Here is a 17,438-nt window from a genome sequence, read left to right as displayed (position 1 = left end):
CTTGCATATAGATTGCAATAACAACAGGACAGCAGCTGGAGGGTTCGCACCATGGCCACGTACACGCTCCCGGAACTCCCGTACGACTACGCGGCGCTCGAACCGGTCATCAATCCGCAGATCATCGAGCTCCACCACGACAAGCACCACGCCGCGTACGTGAAGGGCGCGAACGACACCCTGGAGCAGTTGGAGGAGGCACGCGACAAGGAGGCCTGGGGAGCGATCAACGGGCTCCAGAAGAACCTCGCGTTCCACCTCTCCGGCCACATCCTGCACTCGATCTACTGGCACAACATGACCGGCGACGGCGGCGGCGAGCCCCTCGCGGCGGACGGTGTCGGCGGCCTCGCGGACGCGATCACCGAGTCATTCGGCTCCTTCGCGGGCTTCAAGTCCCAGCTGACGAAGGCCGCGGCCACCACGCAGGGCTCCGGCTGGGGCGTCCTCGCGTACGAGCCGGTCAGCGGCAAGCTGATCGTCGAGCAGGTCTACGACCACCAGGGCAACGTGGGCCAGGGCTCGGTGCCGGTCCTCGTCTTCGACGCCTGGGAGCACGCCTTCTACCTTCAGTACAAGAACCAGAAGGTCGACTTCATCGAGGCGATGTGGCGCGTCGTCAACTGGCAGGACGTGGCGAAGCGGTACGCGGCCGCCAAGGAGCGCGCGGACGTACTGCTGCTCGCCCCCTGACCCCAGCACCCCCGACGTCCTGCCTCGTGATCGTCTTCTCAACCTTCACCCGGCAGGCGGATGAACGAAGGGCCCCCGCGAGGACATGACTCGCGGGGGCCCTTCCATGTCCGCGCGGCCGCGGCCGGCGGCTACTCGGTGACCAGGGCCATCAGCAGCCCGTCGTACCCCCTTGGTGCCGACGGTCTGGAGCGCGGTCGCGGTCAGGGTCGGCTCGGCCGCGACGAGTTCGGTGAACCGGTGCACGCCCAGCACCTTCGGGTCCTCGCTCCCGGCGTCGGCCACCTCTCCGTCGCGCACGACGTTGTCGGCGACGATCAGGCTGCCGGGCCGGGTCAGCTTCAGCGACCAGGCCAGGTAGTCGGGGCTGCTCGGCTTGTCGGCGTCGATGAACACGACGTCGAACGGCCCGTACCCCTGGTCCGCGAGGAGCGGCAGCGTGTCGAGGGCCGGTCCCACCCGGACCTCCACGACCTCCGCCAGACCGGCGTGCTCGATGTTCCGGCGCGCCACCTCGGCGCACTCCGGATCGGCTTCGAGCGTGACGACGCGGCCTCCCTCGGGGAGCGCACGCGCCAGCCAGATGGTGCTGTACCCGCCCAGGGTGCCGATCTCCAGCACCGTGCGCGCCCCCTGGAGCCGGGCCAGCAGGTTCAGCAGCTTGCCCTGGTCGGCCGCGACCTGGATCGCCGGCAGCCCGGCCCTCTCGCTGGCCTCGACGGCCGCGTCGAGCGCCTCCGTCCGGGCCCAGCAGCAGAGCGTTGAAGTAGTCGTCGACCTCGGACCAGCGCGCCTGCGTCATGACACGTACCGCTCTCGGCACCGCTCCCGGCACCATGCAAGTTCCCAAAAGGAACTTACATCATGCCGGGTGAATGGGATGATGGTGGCCTCAGCGTTTCCCTGGAGAGGACGTCATGACGATCACCGTGCGAGAGCTGGTGCACTACCCGGTCAAGGGCTGCGCGGGGACCGCCACCGGCTCCGTGCGGGTCGTCGGGACGGGCCTCGAACACGACCGGACCTTCATGGTGGTGGACGCGGAAGAGGGCGCGTTCCGCAGCCAGCGCACGCACCCGGCGATGGCCGCGATCAAGGTCGCCGTCCTGCGGTCCGGGGCGGCGCTCACCCTCTCCGCGGAAGGCGTCGAGCCCCTGCTGCTGGAGGTCGACGTGGACGGCCCGCGCCGCGACGTCAGCATGTTCGACCGCCCCCTGGGCGCGGCCGTCGACCAGGGCGACACGGTCGCGGAATGGTTCTCCGAGGTGCTGGGAGCCAAGTCGCGCCTGGTGCGGGCGGCCCCCGGCTTCGACCGGGACGGCTGGGGCGAAACCCCCGGCAAGCTCAACTTCGCGGACGCGCACGCGGTGCTGGTCACCTCGACCGCCTCGCTGGACGACCTGAACGCCCGGATCGCCGCACGGGGCGACGCCGACGCCGTGCCGATGGACCGGTTCCGCCCCAACATCGTCCTGACCGGCAAGGACGAACCGCACTTCGAGGACCGGGTGCGCCGGATGACCCTGGGCTCCGTCGAACTCGCCCACTCGGTACGGGCGACGCGCTGCAACGTCCCCCTCGTCGACCAGGTCACCGGCCTGCGCAAGGGCCCGGAACCGGTCCGGACCCTGGCGACGTACCGGCGCGAGGCGCAGTACGGGAACCGGGTCAGCTTCGGCGTGAAGAACGCGGTGGTCTGCGAGGGCGTGGTGAGCGTGGGCGACCCGGTCACCGTCCACAGCCTGGTCACTCCGTAGAACCGGCGGATATCCGAGATCGGCTACGGCGCCTGGGGCATCGGTGAGTCCAGCTGGGCGGGCGCGACGACACCGTGCTGAGCGACGGGCGCCCGCTCACCGGGGACCAGCTCGCCGTGCCGGCCGAGCACCGGTGGCAGCGGGACTTCTACGCCTGAGCCGCGCCGGGCGCGGAGGCGTCCCGGTGGCCCTGGGCAGGGTCCTGGCCCATGGCGATACGGAAGCGGTGCACGTCCAGGCTCCTGCTGACCGACGAGCGCGACCGGCTGCTGCTGCTGTGCGGCCGCGATCCGCGCCGGGTGGGGGCGCGTTGGTGGTTCACGGTCGGCGGCGGGGTGGAGGCCGGTGAGGATTACGTGGCGGCGGCGCTGCGCGAGGTCCGCGAGGAGACCGCGCTGGAGCCGGCCGCCGCCCGGCTGGGTCCGGTCGTCCGGACCCGGCAGATCCGGTTCGGGGTGGACGGCCGGCACTTCGACCAGTACGAGGAGTACCGCCCGCTCCGGGTCACGGCCGAGGTGTCGGGGATGCGGGTGGCGACCGACGAGGGCTCGTACGGCCATCACTGATGGACCGTGGACGAGGAGCGCGAGACCGGCTGAGACGGCCCGCTCAGATCCGGAACACCGACCCCACGAACTCCGCGAGCAGCCGTTCCTTCAGCGGTACCGGCAGGGCGTCCAGCAGGGCCAGTACCGGGGCCATCCTGGTGGGCAGGCCGGTGTCCCCGGTGAGGCGTGCCGCCGCTGGTGAACGTGCCCTGTGCGCCGGGCGCGCCCAGCAGCGCGGCCGCCGCGCCCACCACGTCGTTCTCCAGCCTGGCCACGCTCGGGAAGACCGTGGGGTCCAGGCCGTTGACGGTCGCGTACGCCGTGTACGCGGCGGCCGCCAGCTCGTCGAGGCCCGCCAGTCCCGCGTCGTAGACGTAGGCGAAGGTCCGGCCGCCCCGGGTGGGGGCGTCGGCGCCGCGCAGGGCCGCGAGTACGGCGTCGGCGGCAGCGCCGGGTGCGGGGTCAGTCGGCAGGGGCTGGCTCTTCCTGCATGCCGCCGATCATGAACGAGAGTCCGAGCCCGCGACAAGAGGTCAGCGTGACGTGAGTGTGAACTCCAGCAGCGGCAGCTCGCGGCCCGGGATCGACCCGGAGGGCGTCGCGCCGACGCGTACCGCGCCCATGGCCCGGTAGAACGGCTCGGCGTTCGGATCCGCGTCGATCGTGAAGCGGGCGAACCCGAGCCTGCGGGCCTCGGTGACGACGTGCCCGAAGAGCAGCCGGCCCACTCCGCGTCCGACCGCGTCCGGCTCTGCGAACATCATGCCGAGCACTCCGGTGGGCGGCGCTTCTTCCAGGGTGGTGAAGCCGAGGACCCGGCCGTCCTCCTCCGCGACCGCGGTCCGGCGGGGGCCGATGCCGTCGGGTTCCATGGTGAGTTCGGCCCGGCAGGCGGCGAGGAACTCCTCGTCGTATCCCCAGTACGCCTTGGAGCGCAGGGCGAGTTCGGTCAGTTCGGCGGCCTCGGAGGGGCGTGCGGGCCGTACCTTCATCCGGATCTCCGTTTCGCTCGGTGGCGTGTCACCGGAACCTCCGGATCAGGATGTCAGTCCCCTCCGTCATGCTTCACCCCATGGACTCCAAGGACTTCTGGAAGCTGATCGACGACGCCCGCGCCCTGGTCACGGACCCGGCAGACGCACAGGACGTGGCCGACCGGATCTCGGATCTGCTCTCCGAGCGGCCGGCGCACGAGATCGTCGCGGCGCAGCAGTTGCTGTGGGACCTGATGGCGGCCTCCTACCGGGCGCCGCTCTGGGCGGCCGCGTACACGGTGAACGGCGGCTGCTCGGACGACGGGTTCGACTACTTCCGGGGCTGGCTCATAGGGCAGGGCCGTGCCGTGTTCGAGCGGGTGGTCGCGGATCCGGACGCGCTGGCGGAGCTGCCGGTGATCAAGGAGGCCGCGGCCGAAGACGAGGAGGTGGAGTGCGAGCGGATGCTCGGGGTCGCGTGGGACGCCTACCGCCGGGTGGCGGGCGAGCAGCTGCCCCGCGGCTCGTTCACGGTCGATCTCCCCGCCCTGGATCCCGAGTGGGACTTCGACTTCGACGACGAGGACGAGATGGCGCGGCGGCTGCCGAAGCTGGACGCGCTGTACGGGTGAGACGGCCGGGTGCGGGCCCCGCGGCGCACGGGGCCCGCACCCTCGTGGTCAGGAGAAGTCGGGCCCGGCGGTCCGGGTCCGCTTGATCTCGTAGAAGCCGGGGATCGACGCGACGAGCAGCGTGCCGTCCCACAGCTTCGCCGCGTCCTCGCCCTTGGGGGCGGGGGTGACGACCGGACCGAAGAAGGCGATCTGCTCGCCGTCCGCGCCGGGCACGGCGATGACGGGGGTGCCGACGTCCTGGCCGACCTTGTCGATGCCCTCCTGGTGGGAGGCGCGCAGCTCGGTGTCGTACGCGTCGGAGTCGGCGTACTCCGCGAGCTCGGCCGGCAGGCCGACGTCTTCGAGCGCTCCCACGATCGCCTCGCGGGTGGGGCCCTCGCCCTGGTTGTGGAAGCGGGTGCCGAGCGCGGTGTAGAGCGGGCCGACGATGTCGTCGCCGTGCTTCTGCTGGGCGGCGATCACCACCCGGACGGGGCCCCAGGCCTTGTTCTCCAGGAGGTCGCGGTACTCCTCGGGCAGCTCGTCCAGCCGGGGCTCGTTGAGGACGGCGAGGCTCATCACGTGCCAGCGGACCTCGACGTCGCGGACCTTCTCCACCTCAAGCATCCAGCGAGAGGTCATCCAGGCCCAGGGGCAGAGCGGGTCGAACCAGAAATCGGCGGGGATCTTGCGGGTTGCCGTGCTGTTCTCAGACATGTCTCTCCTCAGGCGGACCGATCTCCATCTGTGCGCGGAAACACCGGGGAACGCTCCGGCCATTCCCGCATGCCCGGCCGGGAAGCGGCATGGGAGGATCAAAGTATTCGAACGTGACACAAAGGAGTGTGCCCGTGCCCGGTGAAAACCTGTCCCGCGACGAGGCCCGCGAGCGGGCCGAGCTGCTGACCGTCGACGGTTACGACGTCGAGCTCGACGTCCGGTCCGCCCTCGGTGAGCCCGACGGGGACGGCGGCCCGGAGTCCGGTCCGCGGACGTTCCGCTCGGTGACCACGATCCGGTTCCGCGCGGCGCGCGGCGGTGCGTCGACCTTCGCGGACCTGATCGCGCCGTCCGTGACCTCGGTGACGCTGGACGGCACGGCGCTGGACCCGGCGGCCGTCTTCGACGGGACGCGGGTGGCGCTGGCGGATCTGGCGGAGGGCGAGCACGTCCTGGTGGTGGACGCGCGGTGCGCGTACAGCCGCACCGGTGAGGGCATGCACCGCTTCGTCGACCCGGAGGACGGCGAGGTGTACCTCTACACGCAGTACGAGCCGGCGGACGCGCGGCGCGTCTTCGCCAACTTCGAGCAGCCCGATCTGAAGGCCCCCTACCGCTTCCGGGTGACCGCCCCCGAGGCGTGGACGGTGTGGAGCAACGGCGCGGAGGAGTCCCGCGAGGGCGGGGTGTGGCGGTTCGCGGAGACGAAGCCGATCTCGACGTACATCACGGCGGTCGTGGCCGGTCCGTACCACTACGTGACCGACTCCTACAGCCGGACGTTCGAGGACGGGACGAAGCTGGAGATCCCGCTCGGCGCACTGTGCCGCAAGGGGCTCGCCCGGCACTTCGACGCCGACGACATCTTCCTGATCACCAAGCAGGGCCTGGACTTCTTCCACGACAACTTCGACTACCCGTACCCGTTCGGAAAATACGACCAGGCGTTCGTGCCCGAGTACAACCTCGGCGCGATGGAGAACCCGGGCTGTGTCACGTTCCGCGAGGAGTACATCTTCCGGGGGAAGGTGACGAAGGCGTCGTACGAGGGCCGGGCCAACGTCATCCTGCACGAGATGGCGCACATGTGGTTCGGCGACCTCGTCACCATGCAGTGGTGGGACGACCTGTGGCTCAAGGAGTCGTTCGCGGACTTCATGGGCGTGTTCGCGATGGTGGAGTCGACCCGGTTCGAGGACGGCTGGATCACCTTCGCCAACAACCGCAAGTCCTGGGCCTACCGCGCCGACCAGCTGCCGTCCACCCACCCGATCACGGCCGACATCCGTGACCTGGAGGACGCCAAGCTCAACTTCGACGGCATCACCTACGCCAAGGGCGCCTCCGTGCTCAAGCAGCTGGTGGCGTACGTGGGACGGGACGCGTTCCTGGAGGGCGCCCGGCGCTACTTCAAGAAGCACGCCTACGGCAACACCCAGCTGGGCGACCTGCTCTCGGTGCTGGCCGAGACGTCCGGCCGGGACATGACCGGCTGGTCGCGCTCCTGGCTCCAGACGGCGGGCGTCAACTCGCTGACCCCGCTGGTGACGTACGACGCCTCGGACCGGATCACCGAACTGGCGGTCCTCCAGGAGGCGGCCGAATCGCACCCGGAGCTGCGCCCGCACCGGGTCGCGGTCGGCCTGTACCGGCGCGCCGCCGACGGTGACCTGGTGCGTTACGCACGGGCCGAGGCGGACGTGGCGGGGCCGCGCACGGTGATCGCGGAGCTGGCCGGGGCCGAGCGGCCCGAGCTGATCCTGGTCAACGACGACGACCTCACGTACTGCAAGGTCCGCTTCGACGAGGTGTCGCTGACCACGCTGCGCTCGCACCTCGGTGACATCACGGACCCGCTCGCGCGGGCGCTGTGCTGGTCCGCGCTGTGGAACATGACCCGGGACGGGATGATGCCGGCCCGCGACTTCGTCTCGCTGGTGCTGGACTTCTCCGGCCGGGAGACGGACATCGGTGTGCTGCAGATGCTGCACGCCTGGACCCGGACCGCGCTGGTGCACTACGCGGCGCCGGACTGGCGCGAGGAGGGCGGCCGGGCGCTGTCCGAGGGCGCGCTGCGCGAGCTGCGGCTCGCGGCGCCGGGCAGCGAGCACCAGCTGGCCTGGGCCCGGTTCTTCGCGGCGGTCGCCGCCTCCGCCCCGGACTTCCAGCTGCTGTCGGGGCTGCTCGACGGCACGGCCCGGATCGACGGGCTCGATGTCGACCAGGAGCTGCGGTGGGCGTTCCTGTCCCCGCTGGCCTCGCACGGTCTGGCCGACGAGTCGGTGATCGGCGCGGAGCTGGCCCGCGACGACACCGCGTCCGGCAAGCGCCACCAGGTGCGCTGCCTGGCCTCGCGCCCTTCGGCCGCCGTCAAGGCGCAGGCCTGGGCGGGCGTCGTGGAGTCGGACGCGTTGTCCAACGCGCTGGTGGAGGCGACGATCCTGGGCTTCGCGCAGTCGTCGCAGCGGGAGTTGCTGGCGCCGTACGCGGGCACGTACTTCGAGGTCATCGAGCGGGTGTGGGCCGAGCGGTCGATCCAGATCGGGATGGCCGTGGTGAAGGGCCTGTTCCCGGCGCTCCAGGGCGACGCGTCGACCCTGGCGGCGGCGGACGCGTGGCTCTCCGCGCACGCGGACGCGGCGCCCGCGCTGCGGCGGCTGGTGCTGGAGGCCCGCGACGACCTCGACCGGGGGCTGCGCGCGCAGGCGTGTGACGGCGGAGCCGCCTGACGGTCTCCGGTACGAAGCCCTCGCCGGGATGCCGCTGACCCCGGCGAGGGTTCCGTCCTCAAACGCCGGACGGGCTGGGATTCGCCGGGTGCGGTCCGGCTGAGAGCAGCGGACTCATAATCCGTCGGCCGCAGGTTCGCGGGTGCGGGCCGGCTGTGGTGCGGCGTGCGCGCCGGGCGCTCGGCGGCGGTGGTGCGCTCCTCCTGGAGGGGCCGCAATCCCCGGCGGTACGGGCCATTTCGGTTGTCGAACGTCCGTACTTTAGGACGGCGTTGTCCTGGAATGTCGACGGACCTGTAACAGGGGTTACGGCCCCGGCGGCGCGCGGGATACCCCGGAGCATGACCCAGAACACCCCGCCCTCCCCCTGCCACCTCCGCACCACCTCCGATGTACGGCAACACGTGCTGTCCGCGGCCCAGTTGAAGGCCCGGGGCATCTCCGCCGCCCAGGCCACCGGACAGTGCCGCACCGGCGGTCCGTGGCAGCAGCCGCTGCCCGGTGTCTATGTGCTGCACCCGGGGCCGCTCAGCGGCCGGGAGCGGCTGCGGTCCGCCCTGCTGCACGCGGGACGCCCGCCGGTCTCCGGCCGGCGGTCCGCGCCGGAGCGGACCGGTGGCACCGACCCCGCGTACGGCGAGGCGATGGTCACCGGGCTCGCCGCGCTGTCGTTGCACGGGTTCGCCGCCGCGCCGCCCGCCGCCTCGCTGGACCGGATCGACGTGCTGGTGCCCCGGGCCCGCCGGCTGCGCTCCGTGCGGTACGCGCATCTCGTGCGGACGCCGGAACTGCCGGAGCCCGAGGTGCTGGAGGGGCTGCCGGTGGCGCCGGTGGCCCGCGCGCTGGCCGACGCAGTCGCCAGGACCGGCGACGCCTTCGCGGTCCGCCGGCTGCTCACGGAGGCGGTCCGCGACGGTCACTGCGAACCGGCCGTCGTGGTGGGTGAGCTGAACCGGGCCAAGGTCCTCGGCCGCCCCCAGGTGGTGAACGCGGTGGACTCGCTGCTCGCGGAGGGCCGGGCGCTGGCGGAGGACCGGCTGTACGGCCTGGTGCGGGGTTACGGGCTGCCGGAGCCCCTGTGGAACGTGGACCTGCGGCTGCCCGGCGGCCCGCATCTGGGCGGGGTCGACGCCTACTGGCCCGAAGAGGCGGTCGCCCTCGAACTGGACACCAGAGCCCCTCGGTACGGCCGGCTCGACGACGAGCGCCGGCAGGAGGAGCACGAGGCGGAGTGGTCCGCGTACGCCGCCCGGCACGAGCACCTGGAGCGGCTGGGGGTCACCGTCGTCCTTCTCTCCCCCCGGAAGCTGCGCGAGGCGCCGGAGCAGCAGGCGGTCGTGGTGCGGACGGCGATGATGGCGGCGGCCGCGCGGGAGCCGGCCGCGTACGTGGTGATCCTTCCCCGGTGAGCCCCAGCGGCCTCCCGGGCGCCACGTATCCACCTTTTCGTCCCACCTGACGCTTCGGCACCAGTGGCGGAATTCCGCCATGTACACAACTCGCCCACCCCAAGTCTCCACAAACCCCTGTCATTTACGAAAGGGTGAGCGGTCATCCGGTACCGATTTCCGGACTCTCTCTTTCACATACAGGGATGCTGATGACCTCCGAATCCCCCGGTTACATACCCGGAGCGAGACGCGTGGCCCGAGTCGCGGCCGCCGCCGGTCTGGTGGCCGCACTGGCCGCCACCGGCGTCGCCCCCGTCTTCGCCGCCGACGACCCGGCCACCGCCCCCGTCAAGGCCGCCACCGGCGACGCCTCGGCCGACAAGCTCGGCACGGCCGACGCCGATGTGCTCGCCAAGGCGCGGGCCAAGGGCGAGAAGAACGTCACGATGATGGTCGCCACCGCACCTGGTGCGACCGAGCAGGTCAGCAAGCAGCTGGGCGCCGTCAAGGGCTCCGTGCTGGGGCGTGCGTACGACAAGCTCGGCTACGTACGGGCGACCGTGCCGACCGCGAGCGCCGAGGCCACCATCAAGGCGGCCTCGAAGCTGGCCTCCGTCCACGGCATCGATCTCAAGCAGGAGATCATGCTGGACGACCCGACCCCCGCGGCCGACCGGGCGACCGGCAGCAAGGCCAAGGCGAAGTCGACGGGCAGCTACGCGGCGCCGGGCAGGAAGACCCCGGCGAAGAACCCGTACAACCCGTCGTTCGAGACGGGCGCGGTCGACTTCGTCAAGCAGAACCCGAAGGCCGACGGCCGCGGCATCACCATCGGTGTGCTGGACGCGGGCGTCGACCTCGGTCACCCCGCGCTCCAGAAGACCAGCACCGGAGAGCGCAAGATCACCGACTGGGTGACGGCCACCGACCCGGTCAGTGACGGCGACGGCACCTGGCTGCGGATGACGGACGCCGTGTCCGGCCCGACCTTCACGTACAAGGGCCGCACCTACTCCGCGCCCAAGGGCAAGTACCGGATCAGCCTGTTCGCGGAGGCCGCCACCAAGGGCGGCGACATGGCGGGCGACCTGAACCGCGACGGCGACACCACCGATGTGTGGGCCGTGCTGTACGACCCGGTCACCGGCACCACCCGGGTGGACCTGAACAACAACGCGGACTTCCGCGACGACACCGTCATGAAGCCGTACAAGGAGAAGCACCAGGTCTCCTACTTCGGCAAGGACAACCCGCGCACCGATGTCGTCGAGCGCATCCCGTTCGTCGTGGAGAACCGCAAGGGCGTCGTCTACAACGCCGCCGGTGACACCTCCGACTACGTCTCCATCGGGGTCATCGAGTCCGAGCACGGCACGCACGTCGCGGGCATCACCGCCGCGAACGGCCTGTTCGGCGGCAAGATGAACGGTGCCGCGCCCGGCGCGAAGATCGTCTCCTCGCGTGCCTGCACCTGGGACGGCGGCTGCACCAACATCGCGCTCACCGAGGGCATGATCGACCTCGTCGTGAACCGCGGTGTCGATGTCGTCAACATGTCGATCGGCGGCCTGCCGCCGCTGAACGACGGCAACAACGCCCGCTCCGAGCTGTACAAGCGGCTCGTCGACATCTACGGCGTCCAGCTGGTCATCTCGGCCGGCAACGACGGTCCGGGCGTCAACACCATCGGTGACCCGGGCCTGGCCGACCACGTCATCTCGGTCGGCGCGTCCATCTCCAAGGAGACCTGGGCCGCGAACTACGGCTCGGCCGTCACCAAGAAGTACGACATGCTGCCGTTCTCCTCGCGCGGACCGCGTGAGGACGGCGGCTTCACGCCGACGCTGACGGCGCCCGGTGCGTCGATCAACTCGACGCAGACCTGGCTGCCCGGCTCCCCGGTCGCCGAGGCGGGCTACTCCCTCCCGGCCGGCTACTCCATGCTCCAGGGCACGTCGATGGCCTCGCCGCAGGCCGCCGGCGCGACCGCGCTGCTGCTGTCCGCCGCGAAGCAGAAGCACATCGAGCTGCCTCCGGCCGATCTGCGCACCGCGCTGACCAGCACCGCCACCCAGATCAAGGGAGTGCCCGCGCACGCCCAGGGTGCCGGTCTGATCGACATCATCGGCGCCTGGAAGCAGATCAAGAAGCAGGGTGCCCCGGCGCACGAGTACACCGTCAGGGCCCCGGTCGACACCGCGATCGACTTCGCGCTGAAGGACCCGGGCTTCGGCACCGGCCTGTACGACCGCGAGGGCGGCCTCAAGGCCGGCCAGCAGAAGTCGTACGACGTCACGGTCACCCGCACCACAGGCCCGGACAAGAAGGTCAAGCACAAGCTGTCCTGGAAGTACAACGACGGCACCTTCAAGCTGATTGGCCCGAAGACCGTCTCACTGCCCCTCGGCAAGCCGGTGACGGTCAAGGTCCAGGCGAAGCCGGGCAGCGCGGGCGTGCACAGCGCGATCCTCCAGGTCGACGACGCGAAGACCTCCGGCGTCGACCAGCAGATCCTGGCCACCGTCGTCGTCTCCAAGAAGCTGACGAAGCCGGGCTACGCGTACAAGGCGTCCGGCTCGGTGCAGCGCAACGGCACCACGTCGTACTTCGTGACCGTGCCGGAGGGCGCCAAGACCCTTGAGGTCGCGATGAGCGCCCTGCGCTCGGGCAGCCAGACCCGCTTCATCTCCATCCACCCGTACGGGGTCGCGGTGGAGGACAGCGGGACGCCGTTCTGCTACCCGAACTACGAGAACCCGGCCAACACCTGCCGCCCCGACGTGCGCTCGTACCCGGACCCGCAGGCCGGCGTCTGGGAGATCGAGGTCGAGGCCCGTCGTACCTCGCCGCTGCTGGACAACCCGTACAAGCTGGATGTCTCGCTGCTCGGCGCCTCCTTCGACCCGGCGGTGCAGACCATCCCCGAGGCGAAGATCGGCACCCCGGCCAAGGTGGACTGGACGGTCACCAACAACGCGGGCGCCCTGGAGGGCAAGCTCAAGGGCGGCTCGCTGGGCTCGGCCGAGGTCGACCGCCCGTCGATCTCCACGGGCGACGAGCAGACCACCACGGTCACCATCGGTGAAGGTGTCGAGAAGCTCGACATCGCCATCGGGAACACCGCGGACGCCAACGCCGACCTCGACCTGTACGTCTACCAGGGCTCGGCCCAGGTGGGCGCCTCCACCACGGCCGGCTCGGAGGAGTCGGTCAGCCTGGTGAAGCCGGCCGCCGGCACGTACACGGTCGTCGTCGACGGCTACGACGTCCCGGCCGGCACCACCGAGTACGACTACCGCGACGTGTACTATTCGCCGTCGCTCGGCACCCTCTCCGTCGACGAGTCGAAGGCGGTCAACCTGGCCGCCGGCGCGTCGGCACAGGTCAGCGCCGAGGTCGCGGTCGCCGGAGCGGCACCGGAGGGCCGGCAGTTCTTCGGTGAGGTCCAGCTGGTGAACGCCCGGGGCACCGCGGCGGGCACCGGCAGCGTCGTGATCGAGAAGGTCACGCCGTAACCGCGTCACCGTAGGCATGTGATCCGTACGACAGTGGGGCGGGCGCTCAACGGGCGCCCGCCCCACCGCGCTGTGCGCACCCGGTCCGCTCCCCGTCCGCCAGCCGGACAATGGATTGGACAAGGGAGCCGTGGACATACGCATCATGGAGTGGCAACCGTGCCATTCGTACGCGTGAAGGAGTTCCTGTGAAGGTCGGAATCGTCGGCGCCACCGGTCAGGTCGGCACAGTCATGCGCAGGATCCTGGCCGAGCGGAAGTTCCCGGCCGACGAGCTGCGGCTGTTCGCCTCCGCGCGCTCCGCGGGCTCCACGATCGAGTGGCAGGGCCGGAACATCACCGTCGAGGACGCCTCCACCGCCGACTACACCGGCCTGGACATCGTGCTGTTCTCGGCCGGCGGCGCGACGTCGAAGGCGCTCGCCGAGAAGGTGGCCGCCCAGGGTGCCGTCGTGATCGACAACTCCTCCGCCTGGCGCAAGGACCCGCAGGTCCCGCTGGTCGTCTCCGAGGTCAACCCGCACGCGATCGCGGACCGCCCCAAGGGCATCATCGCCAACCCGAACTGCACCACGATGGCCGCCATGCCGGTGCTGCGCCCGCTGCACGACGAGGCCGGTCTCGAAGCGCTGACCGTCGCCACGTACCAGGCGGTGTCCGGCTCCGGTCTGGCCGGTGTGGCCGAGCTGCACGGCCAGGTCGCCAAGGTCGTCGCGGAGGCCGACAAGCTCACCCACGACGGCGGCGCCGTCGACTTCCCGGAGCCGGACATCTACAAGCGTCCGATCGCCTTCAACGTGCTGCCGCTGGCCGGCGCGATCGTCGACGACGGCTCCTTCGAGACGGACGAGGAGCAGAAGCTCCGCAACGAGTCCCGCAAGATCCTGGAGATCCCCGAGCTCAAGGTGTCCGGCACCTGTGTCCGGGTCCCGGTCTTCTCCGGCCACTCGCTCCAGGTCAACGCCCGGTTCGCGCGGCCGATCGGCGTGGAGCGCGCGTACGAGCTGCTCGCGGCCGCCCCGGGCGTGGAGATCTCGGAGATCCCCACCCCCCTTCAGGCCGCCGGGCAGGACGCGTCCTTCGTCGGGCGCATCCGGGCCGACGAGACCGTGGAGCACGGTCTCGCGCTCTTCGTCTCCAACGACAACCTGCGCAAGGGCGCGGCGCTGAACGCGGTCCAGATCGCGGAGCTGGTCGCGGCGGAGCTGGCGGGCTGACCGCGATCAGCCCGTCCGCTGGGGTCCGGGGCTCCGCCCCCGGACCCCAGCTCCTCAGTCGCCGGAGGGGCTTGAATCCGGGCGGCGCACCTCGAAGTGCCAGCAGCCGTACTCCACCGCCCTGACGTGCACCAACGCCACCTCGGGGTCCGCGAACGCCTCTGCGAAGGCCTCGTCGAAGCCACGCTCCCCGTCCGCCGGGATCTGGAGCAGCCGGCCGCCCGCGATGTGCCCGTCCCCGTCGTAGCGCCGCACCGTCCGCAGCGCGCCCGCCCGGGAGAACGGGTAGCCGGTGCGGCCGGGCGCCGGGCCCTCGCACTCCTCGGCGTGGATGAAGACGGGACCCTGCTCGTCGTACGCCCCCGGCTTCGCCCAGGCCGCGGCCGCCCAGCGGCGCAGCGGGGCGTAGGAGACGAGGGCGATGCGCTCCCCCACCTCGTTGCCGCGCAGACAGCAGCGCAGCGGGCTGCCCGCGTCCGTGGCGGTGTACGGGACGCAGGGGCGTCCCGCGTCGTCGGTCTCCCGGAGTTCCTTGAGCGCGGCCTCTTCGATCGCGCGTGCCTCGTAACTGGTCATACGGAGAGAATGGCGCGCCCCACCGGGTACGGTCCGGCGGAAAACGGACATCGCCTTGGGCGCGGGTCACGTGGAAGGATGACCGGAAACATCACACATCAAGGAGATGACCGCGTGCCTGGCACGAATCTGACCCGCGAAGAGGCACAGGAGCGGGCGCGCCTGCTGACCGTGGACGCGTACGAGATCGATCTCGACCTCTCCGGAGCGCAGGAGGGCGGGACCTACCGGTCCGTCACCACCGTGCGCTTCGACTCGGCGGAAGCGGGGGCGCAGACCTTCATCGACCTGGTCGCCCCGGCCGTCCACGAGGTCGAGCTGAACGGCAAGCCCCTGGACGTCGCGGCCGTGTTCCGCGATTCGCGCATCACCCTGGCGCATCTGGCGGCGGGCGCCAACGAGCTGAAGGTCGTCGCCGACTGCTCGTACACGAACACGGGCGAGGGGCTGCACCGGTTCGTCGACCCGGTCGACCAGCAGGCGTACCTCTACACCCAGTTCGAGGTGCCGGACGCGCGCCGCGTCTTCGCGAGCTTCGAGCAGCCCGACCTGAAGGCGACCTTCCGGTTCACCGTGAAGGCCCCGTCCGGCTGGACCGTGATCTCCAACTCTCCGACGCCGGAGCCCACGGACGACGTCTGGTCCTTCGAGCCGACGCCGCGCATCTCCACGTACATCACCGCGCTGATCGCCGGCCCGTACCACTCGGTGCACAGCAGCTACGAGAAGGACGGGCAGAGCGTCCCGCTCGGCATCTACTGCCGCCCGTCGCTCGCCGAGTACCTCGACGCGGACGCGATCTTCGACGTGACCCGGCTGGGCTTCGACTGGTTCCAGGAGAAGTTCGACTACGCGTACCCCTTCGCCAAGTACGACCAGCTGTTCGTCCCGGAGTTCAACGCGGGCGCGATGGAGAACGCGGGCGCGGTCACCATCCGCGACCAGTACGTGTTCCGCTCCAAGGTGACGGACGCGGCGTACGAGACGCGGGCCGAGACGATCCTGCACGAGCTGGCCCACATGTGGTTCGGCGACCTCGTGACCATGGAGTGGTGGAACGACCTGTGGCTGAACGAGTCGTTCGCCACCTACACCTCGATCGCCTGCCTCTCGTACGCCGAGGGCTCGCAGTGGCCGCACTCCTGGACCACGTTCGCCAACTCGATGAAGACCTGGGCGTACCGGCAGGACCAGCTGCCCTCGACGCACCCGATCATGGCCGACATCGGTGATCTGGACGACGTCCTGGTCAACTTCGACGGCATCACGTACGCCAAGGGCGCCTCTGTCCTGAAGCAGCTGGTGGCGTACGTCGGCATGGACGAGTTCTTCAAGGGTGTGCAGGCCTACTTCAAGGCGCACGCCTTCGGCAACACCCGGCTCTCCGACCTGCTGGGCGCGCTGGAGAAGACCTCCGGGCGCGATCTGAAGACCTGGTCGAAGGCGTGGCTGGAGACGGCCGGCATCAACATCCTGCGCCCGGAGATCGAGACGGACGCCGACGGCAACGTCACCTCGTTCGCCGTGCTCCAGGAGGCGCCCGCGCTGCCCGCGGGGGCGAAGGGCGAGCCGACGCTGCGGCCGCACCGGATCGCCATCGGCTGCTACGACCTCGACGAGGCCGGGAAGCTGGTCCGCACCGACCGGATCGAGCTGGACGTCGACGGCGAGCGCACCGCCGTGCCGTTCCCGGCCGACACCAGGCGCCCGGCCGTGGTGCTGCTCAACGACGACGACCTCTCGTACGCGAAGGTCCGGCTCGACGAGGAGTCGCTGCGGGTCGTCACGGAGCACCTGGGCGACTTCACCGAGTCGCTGCCGCGCGCCCTGTGCTGGGCCTCCGCCTGGGACATGGCCCGGGACGGCGAGCTGGCCACCCGGGACTACCTGTCGCTCGTGCTGTCCGGGGTCGGCAAGGAGTCGGACATCGGCGTCGTCCAGTCGCTGCACCGCCAGGTGAAGATGGCGCTGGACCTGTACTCGGCGCCCCAGTGGCGCGAGGCGGGGCTGACGCAGTGGACCGAGGCGACGCTCGCGCACCTGCGCGCGGCGGAGCCGGGAAGTGACCACCAGCTGGCCTGGGCGCGTGCCTTCGCGGCCACGGCCCGTAACCCGCAGCAGCTCGACCTGCTCCAGTCGCTGCTGGACGGCACGGAGGTGATCGAGGGCCTGGCCGTCGACACCGAGCTGCGCTGGGCGTTCGTGCAGCGGCTGGCCGCGACGGGGTTGCTGGACGAGGACGAGATCGCCGCCGAGTACGAGCGCGACCGGACGGCGGCGGGCGAGCGCCACGCGGCCTCCGCGCGTGCGGCGCGTCCCTCCGAGGAGGCGAAGGCGGAGGCGTGGGCCTCGGTCGTCGAGTCCGACAAGCTGCCGAACTCCCTCCAGGAGGCGGTCATCGGCGGGTTCGTCCAGACCGACCAGCACGAGCTGCTGGCGCCGTACACGGAGCGGTTCTTCGCCGCGGTGAAGGACGTCTGGGACTCGCGCAGCCACGAGATGGCCCAGCAGGTCGCCATCGGTCTGTACCCGGCGCTCCAGGTCTCGCAGGAGACCCTGGACGCCACGGACGCCTGGCTGGCTTCCGCGGAGCCGGGCGCGGCCCTGCGACGGCTGATGTCGGAGTCCCGTTCGGGTGTGGAGCGGGCGCTCAGGGCCCGTGCGGCGGACGAGGCGGCGGCGACCGCCTGACCCTCGCGGAACA

The 17,438-nt window shown here is 70.8% G+C and carries 12 protein-coding genes and 2 pseudogenes; 9 read left to right on the top strand and 5 right to left on the bottom strand.

Annotated features, from left to right (window positions below):
• Positions 1 to 51: 51 nt before the first annotated feature.
• A complete protein-coding gene (locus RLT59_RS26385) occupies positions 52 to 693 on the top strand; it encodes a superoxide dismutase (RefSeq protein WP_073739012.1) in 642 nt (213 codons plus the stop codon).
• 131 nt (positions 694 to 824) lie between these two features.
• On the opposite strand, the pseudogene RLT59_RS26380 reads toward RLT59_RS26385, so the two are convergent.
• Positions 825 to 1,495 (bottom strand): annotated as a pseudogene (locus tag RLT59_RS26380) (O-methyltransferase).
• Positions 1,496 to 1,610: 115 nt separating this feature from the next.
• Between RLT59_RS26380 and RLT59_RS26375 the strand changes: the two are divergent.
• Together RLT59_RS26375 and RLT59_RS26370 are read left to right on the top strand one after the other, a co-directional pair.
• A complete protein-coding gene (locus RLT59_RS26375; protein WP_311305698.1) occupies positions 1,611 to 2,450 on the top strand; it encodes an MOSC domain-containing protein in 840 nt (279 codons plus the stop codon).
• Between the two features lie 209 nt (positions 2,451 to 2,659).
• Positions 2,660 to 3,016, top strand: a complete 357-nt coding sequence (locus RLT59_RS26370; protein ID WP_311305697.1) for an NUDIX domain-containing protein — start codon at positions 2,660 to 2,662, stop codon at positions 3,014 to 3,016.
• Between the two features lie 167 nt (positions 3,017 to 3,183).
• On the opposite strand, the pseudogene RLT59_RS26365 reads toward RLT59_RS26370, so the two are convergent.
• Positions 3,184 to 3,471, bottom strand: a pseudogene (locus RLT59_RS26365) (aspartate aminotransferase family protein); the annotation flags it as partial.
• A 60-nt stretch (positions 3,472 to 3,531) separates the two neighbouring features.
• Positions 3,532 to 3,990 carry a GNAT family N-acetyltransferase gene (locus RLT59_RS26360; protein WP_311305696.1) on the bottom strand — a complete coding sequence of 153 codons (459 nt, stop codon included), beginning with the start codon at positions 3,988 to 3,990 and terminating at the stop codon, positions 3,532 to 3,534.
• Between the two features lie 80 nt (positions 3,991 to 4,070).
• Between RLT59_RS26360 and RLT59_RS26355 the strand changes: the two genes are divergently transcribed.
• Complete coding sequence (locus RLT59_RS26355) at positions 4,071 to 4,604, top strand: DUF4240 domain-containing protein (RefSeq protein WP_311305695.1); 534 nt, start codon at positions 4,071 to 4,073, stop codon at positions 4,602 to 4,604.
• Between the two features lie 48 nt (positions 4,605 to 4,652).
• Here the strand turns inward: RLT59_RS26355 and RLT59_RS26350 are convergent, their stop codons facing one another.
• On the bottom strand, positions 4,653 to 5,303 hold the full coding sequence (locus tag RLT59_RS26350; protein WP_311305694.1) for a mycothiol-dependent nitroreductase Rv2466c family protein: 651 nt from the start codon (positions 5,301 to 5,303) through the stop codon (positions 4,653 to 4,655).
• Between the two features lie 134 nt (positions 5,304 to 5,437).
• Between RLT59_RS26350 and pepN (RLT59_RS26345) the strand changes: the two genes are divergently transcribed.
• The 4 genes from pepN (RLT59_RS26345) (at position 5,438) to RLT59_RS26330 (ending at position 14,158) form a co-directional block, all read left to right on the top strand.
• Positions 5,438 to 8,035, top strand: a complete 2,598-nt coding sequence (gene pepN, locus RLT59_RS26345; RefSeq protein ID WP_311305693.1) for an aminopeptidase N — start codon at positions 5,438 to 5,440, stop codon at positions 8,033 to 8,035.
• A 341-nt stretch (positions 8,036 to 8,376) separates the two neighbouring features.
• Positions 8,377 to 9,444 (top strand): hypothetical protein, encoded by a 1,068-nt coding sequence (locus RLT59_RS26340; RefSeq protein ID WP_311305692.1) that lies wholly within the window; start codon positions 8,377 to 8,379, stop codon positions 9,442 to 9,444.
• Between the two features lie 185 nt (positions 9,445 to 9,629).
• The gene (locus tag RLT59_RS26335) at positions 9,630 to 12,941 is read left to right on the top strand and encodes a S8 family serine peptidase (RefSeq protein WP_311305691.1); all 3,312 of its coding nucleotides are present in this window, start codon (positions 9,630 to 9,632) and stop codon (positions 12,939 to 12,941) included.
• 188 nt (positions 12,942 to 13,129) lie between these two features.
• Entirely contained in the window at positions 13,130 to 14,158 is a 1,029-nt protein-coding gene (locus tag RLT59_RS26330) for an aspartate-semialdehyde dehydrogenase (RefSeq protein ID WP_311305690.1), read from the top strand.
• A 54-nt stretch (positions 14,159 to 14,212) separates the two neighbouring features.
• Here RLT59_RS26330 and RLT59_RS26325 read toward each other — a convergent pair whose 3' ends face one another.
• Complete coding sequence (locus RLT59_RS26325; RefSeq protein WP_311305689.1) at positions 14,213 to 14,734, bottom strand: DUF1203 domain-containing protein; 522 nt, start codon at positions 14,732 to 14,734, stop codon at positions 14,213 to 14,215.
• Between the two features lie 114 nt (positions 14,735 to 14,848).
• Here RLT59_RS26325 and pepN (RLT59_RS26320) point away from each other — a divergent pair, with 114 nt between their 5' ends.
• Entirely contained in the window at positions 14,849 to 17,425 is a 2,577-nt protein-coding gene (gene pepN, locus RLT59_RS26320; protein ID WP_311305688.1) for an aminopeptidase N, read from the top strand.
• The last annotated feature ends 13 nt before the right edge of the window (positions 17,426 to 17,438 follow it).

The sequence above is a fragment of the Streptomyces sp. ITFR-6 genome, assembly GCF_031844725.1.
In the GTDB taxonomy this organism is placed as follows: Bacteria; Actinomycetota; Actinomycetes; order Streptomycetales; family Streptomycetaceae; genus Streptomyces.
The sequence above is the reverse complement of the archived record's forward strand: the minus strand, read 5'-3'. Positions and strand labels throughout refer to the sequence as shown.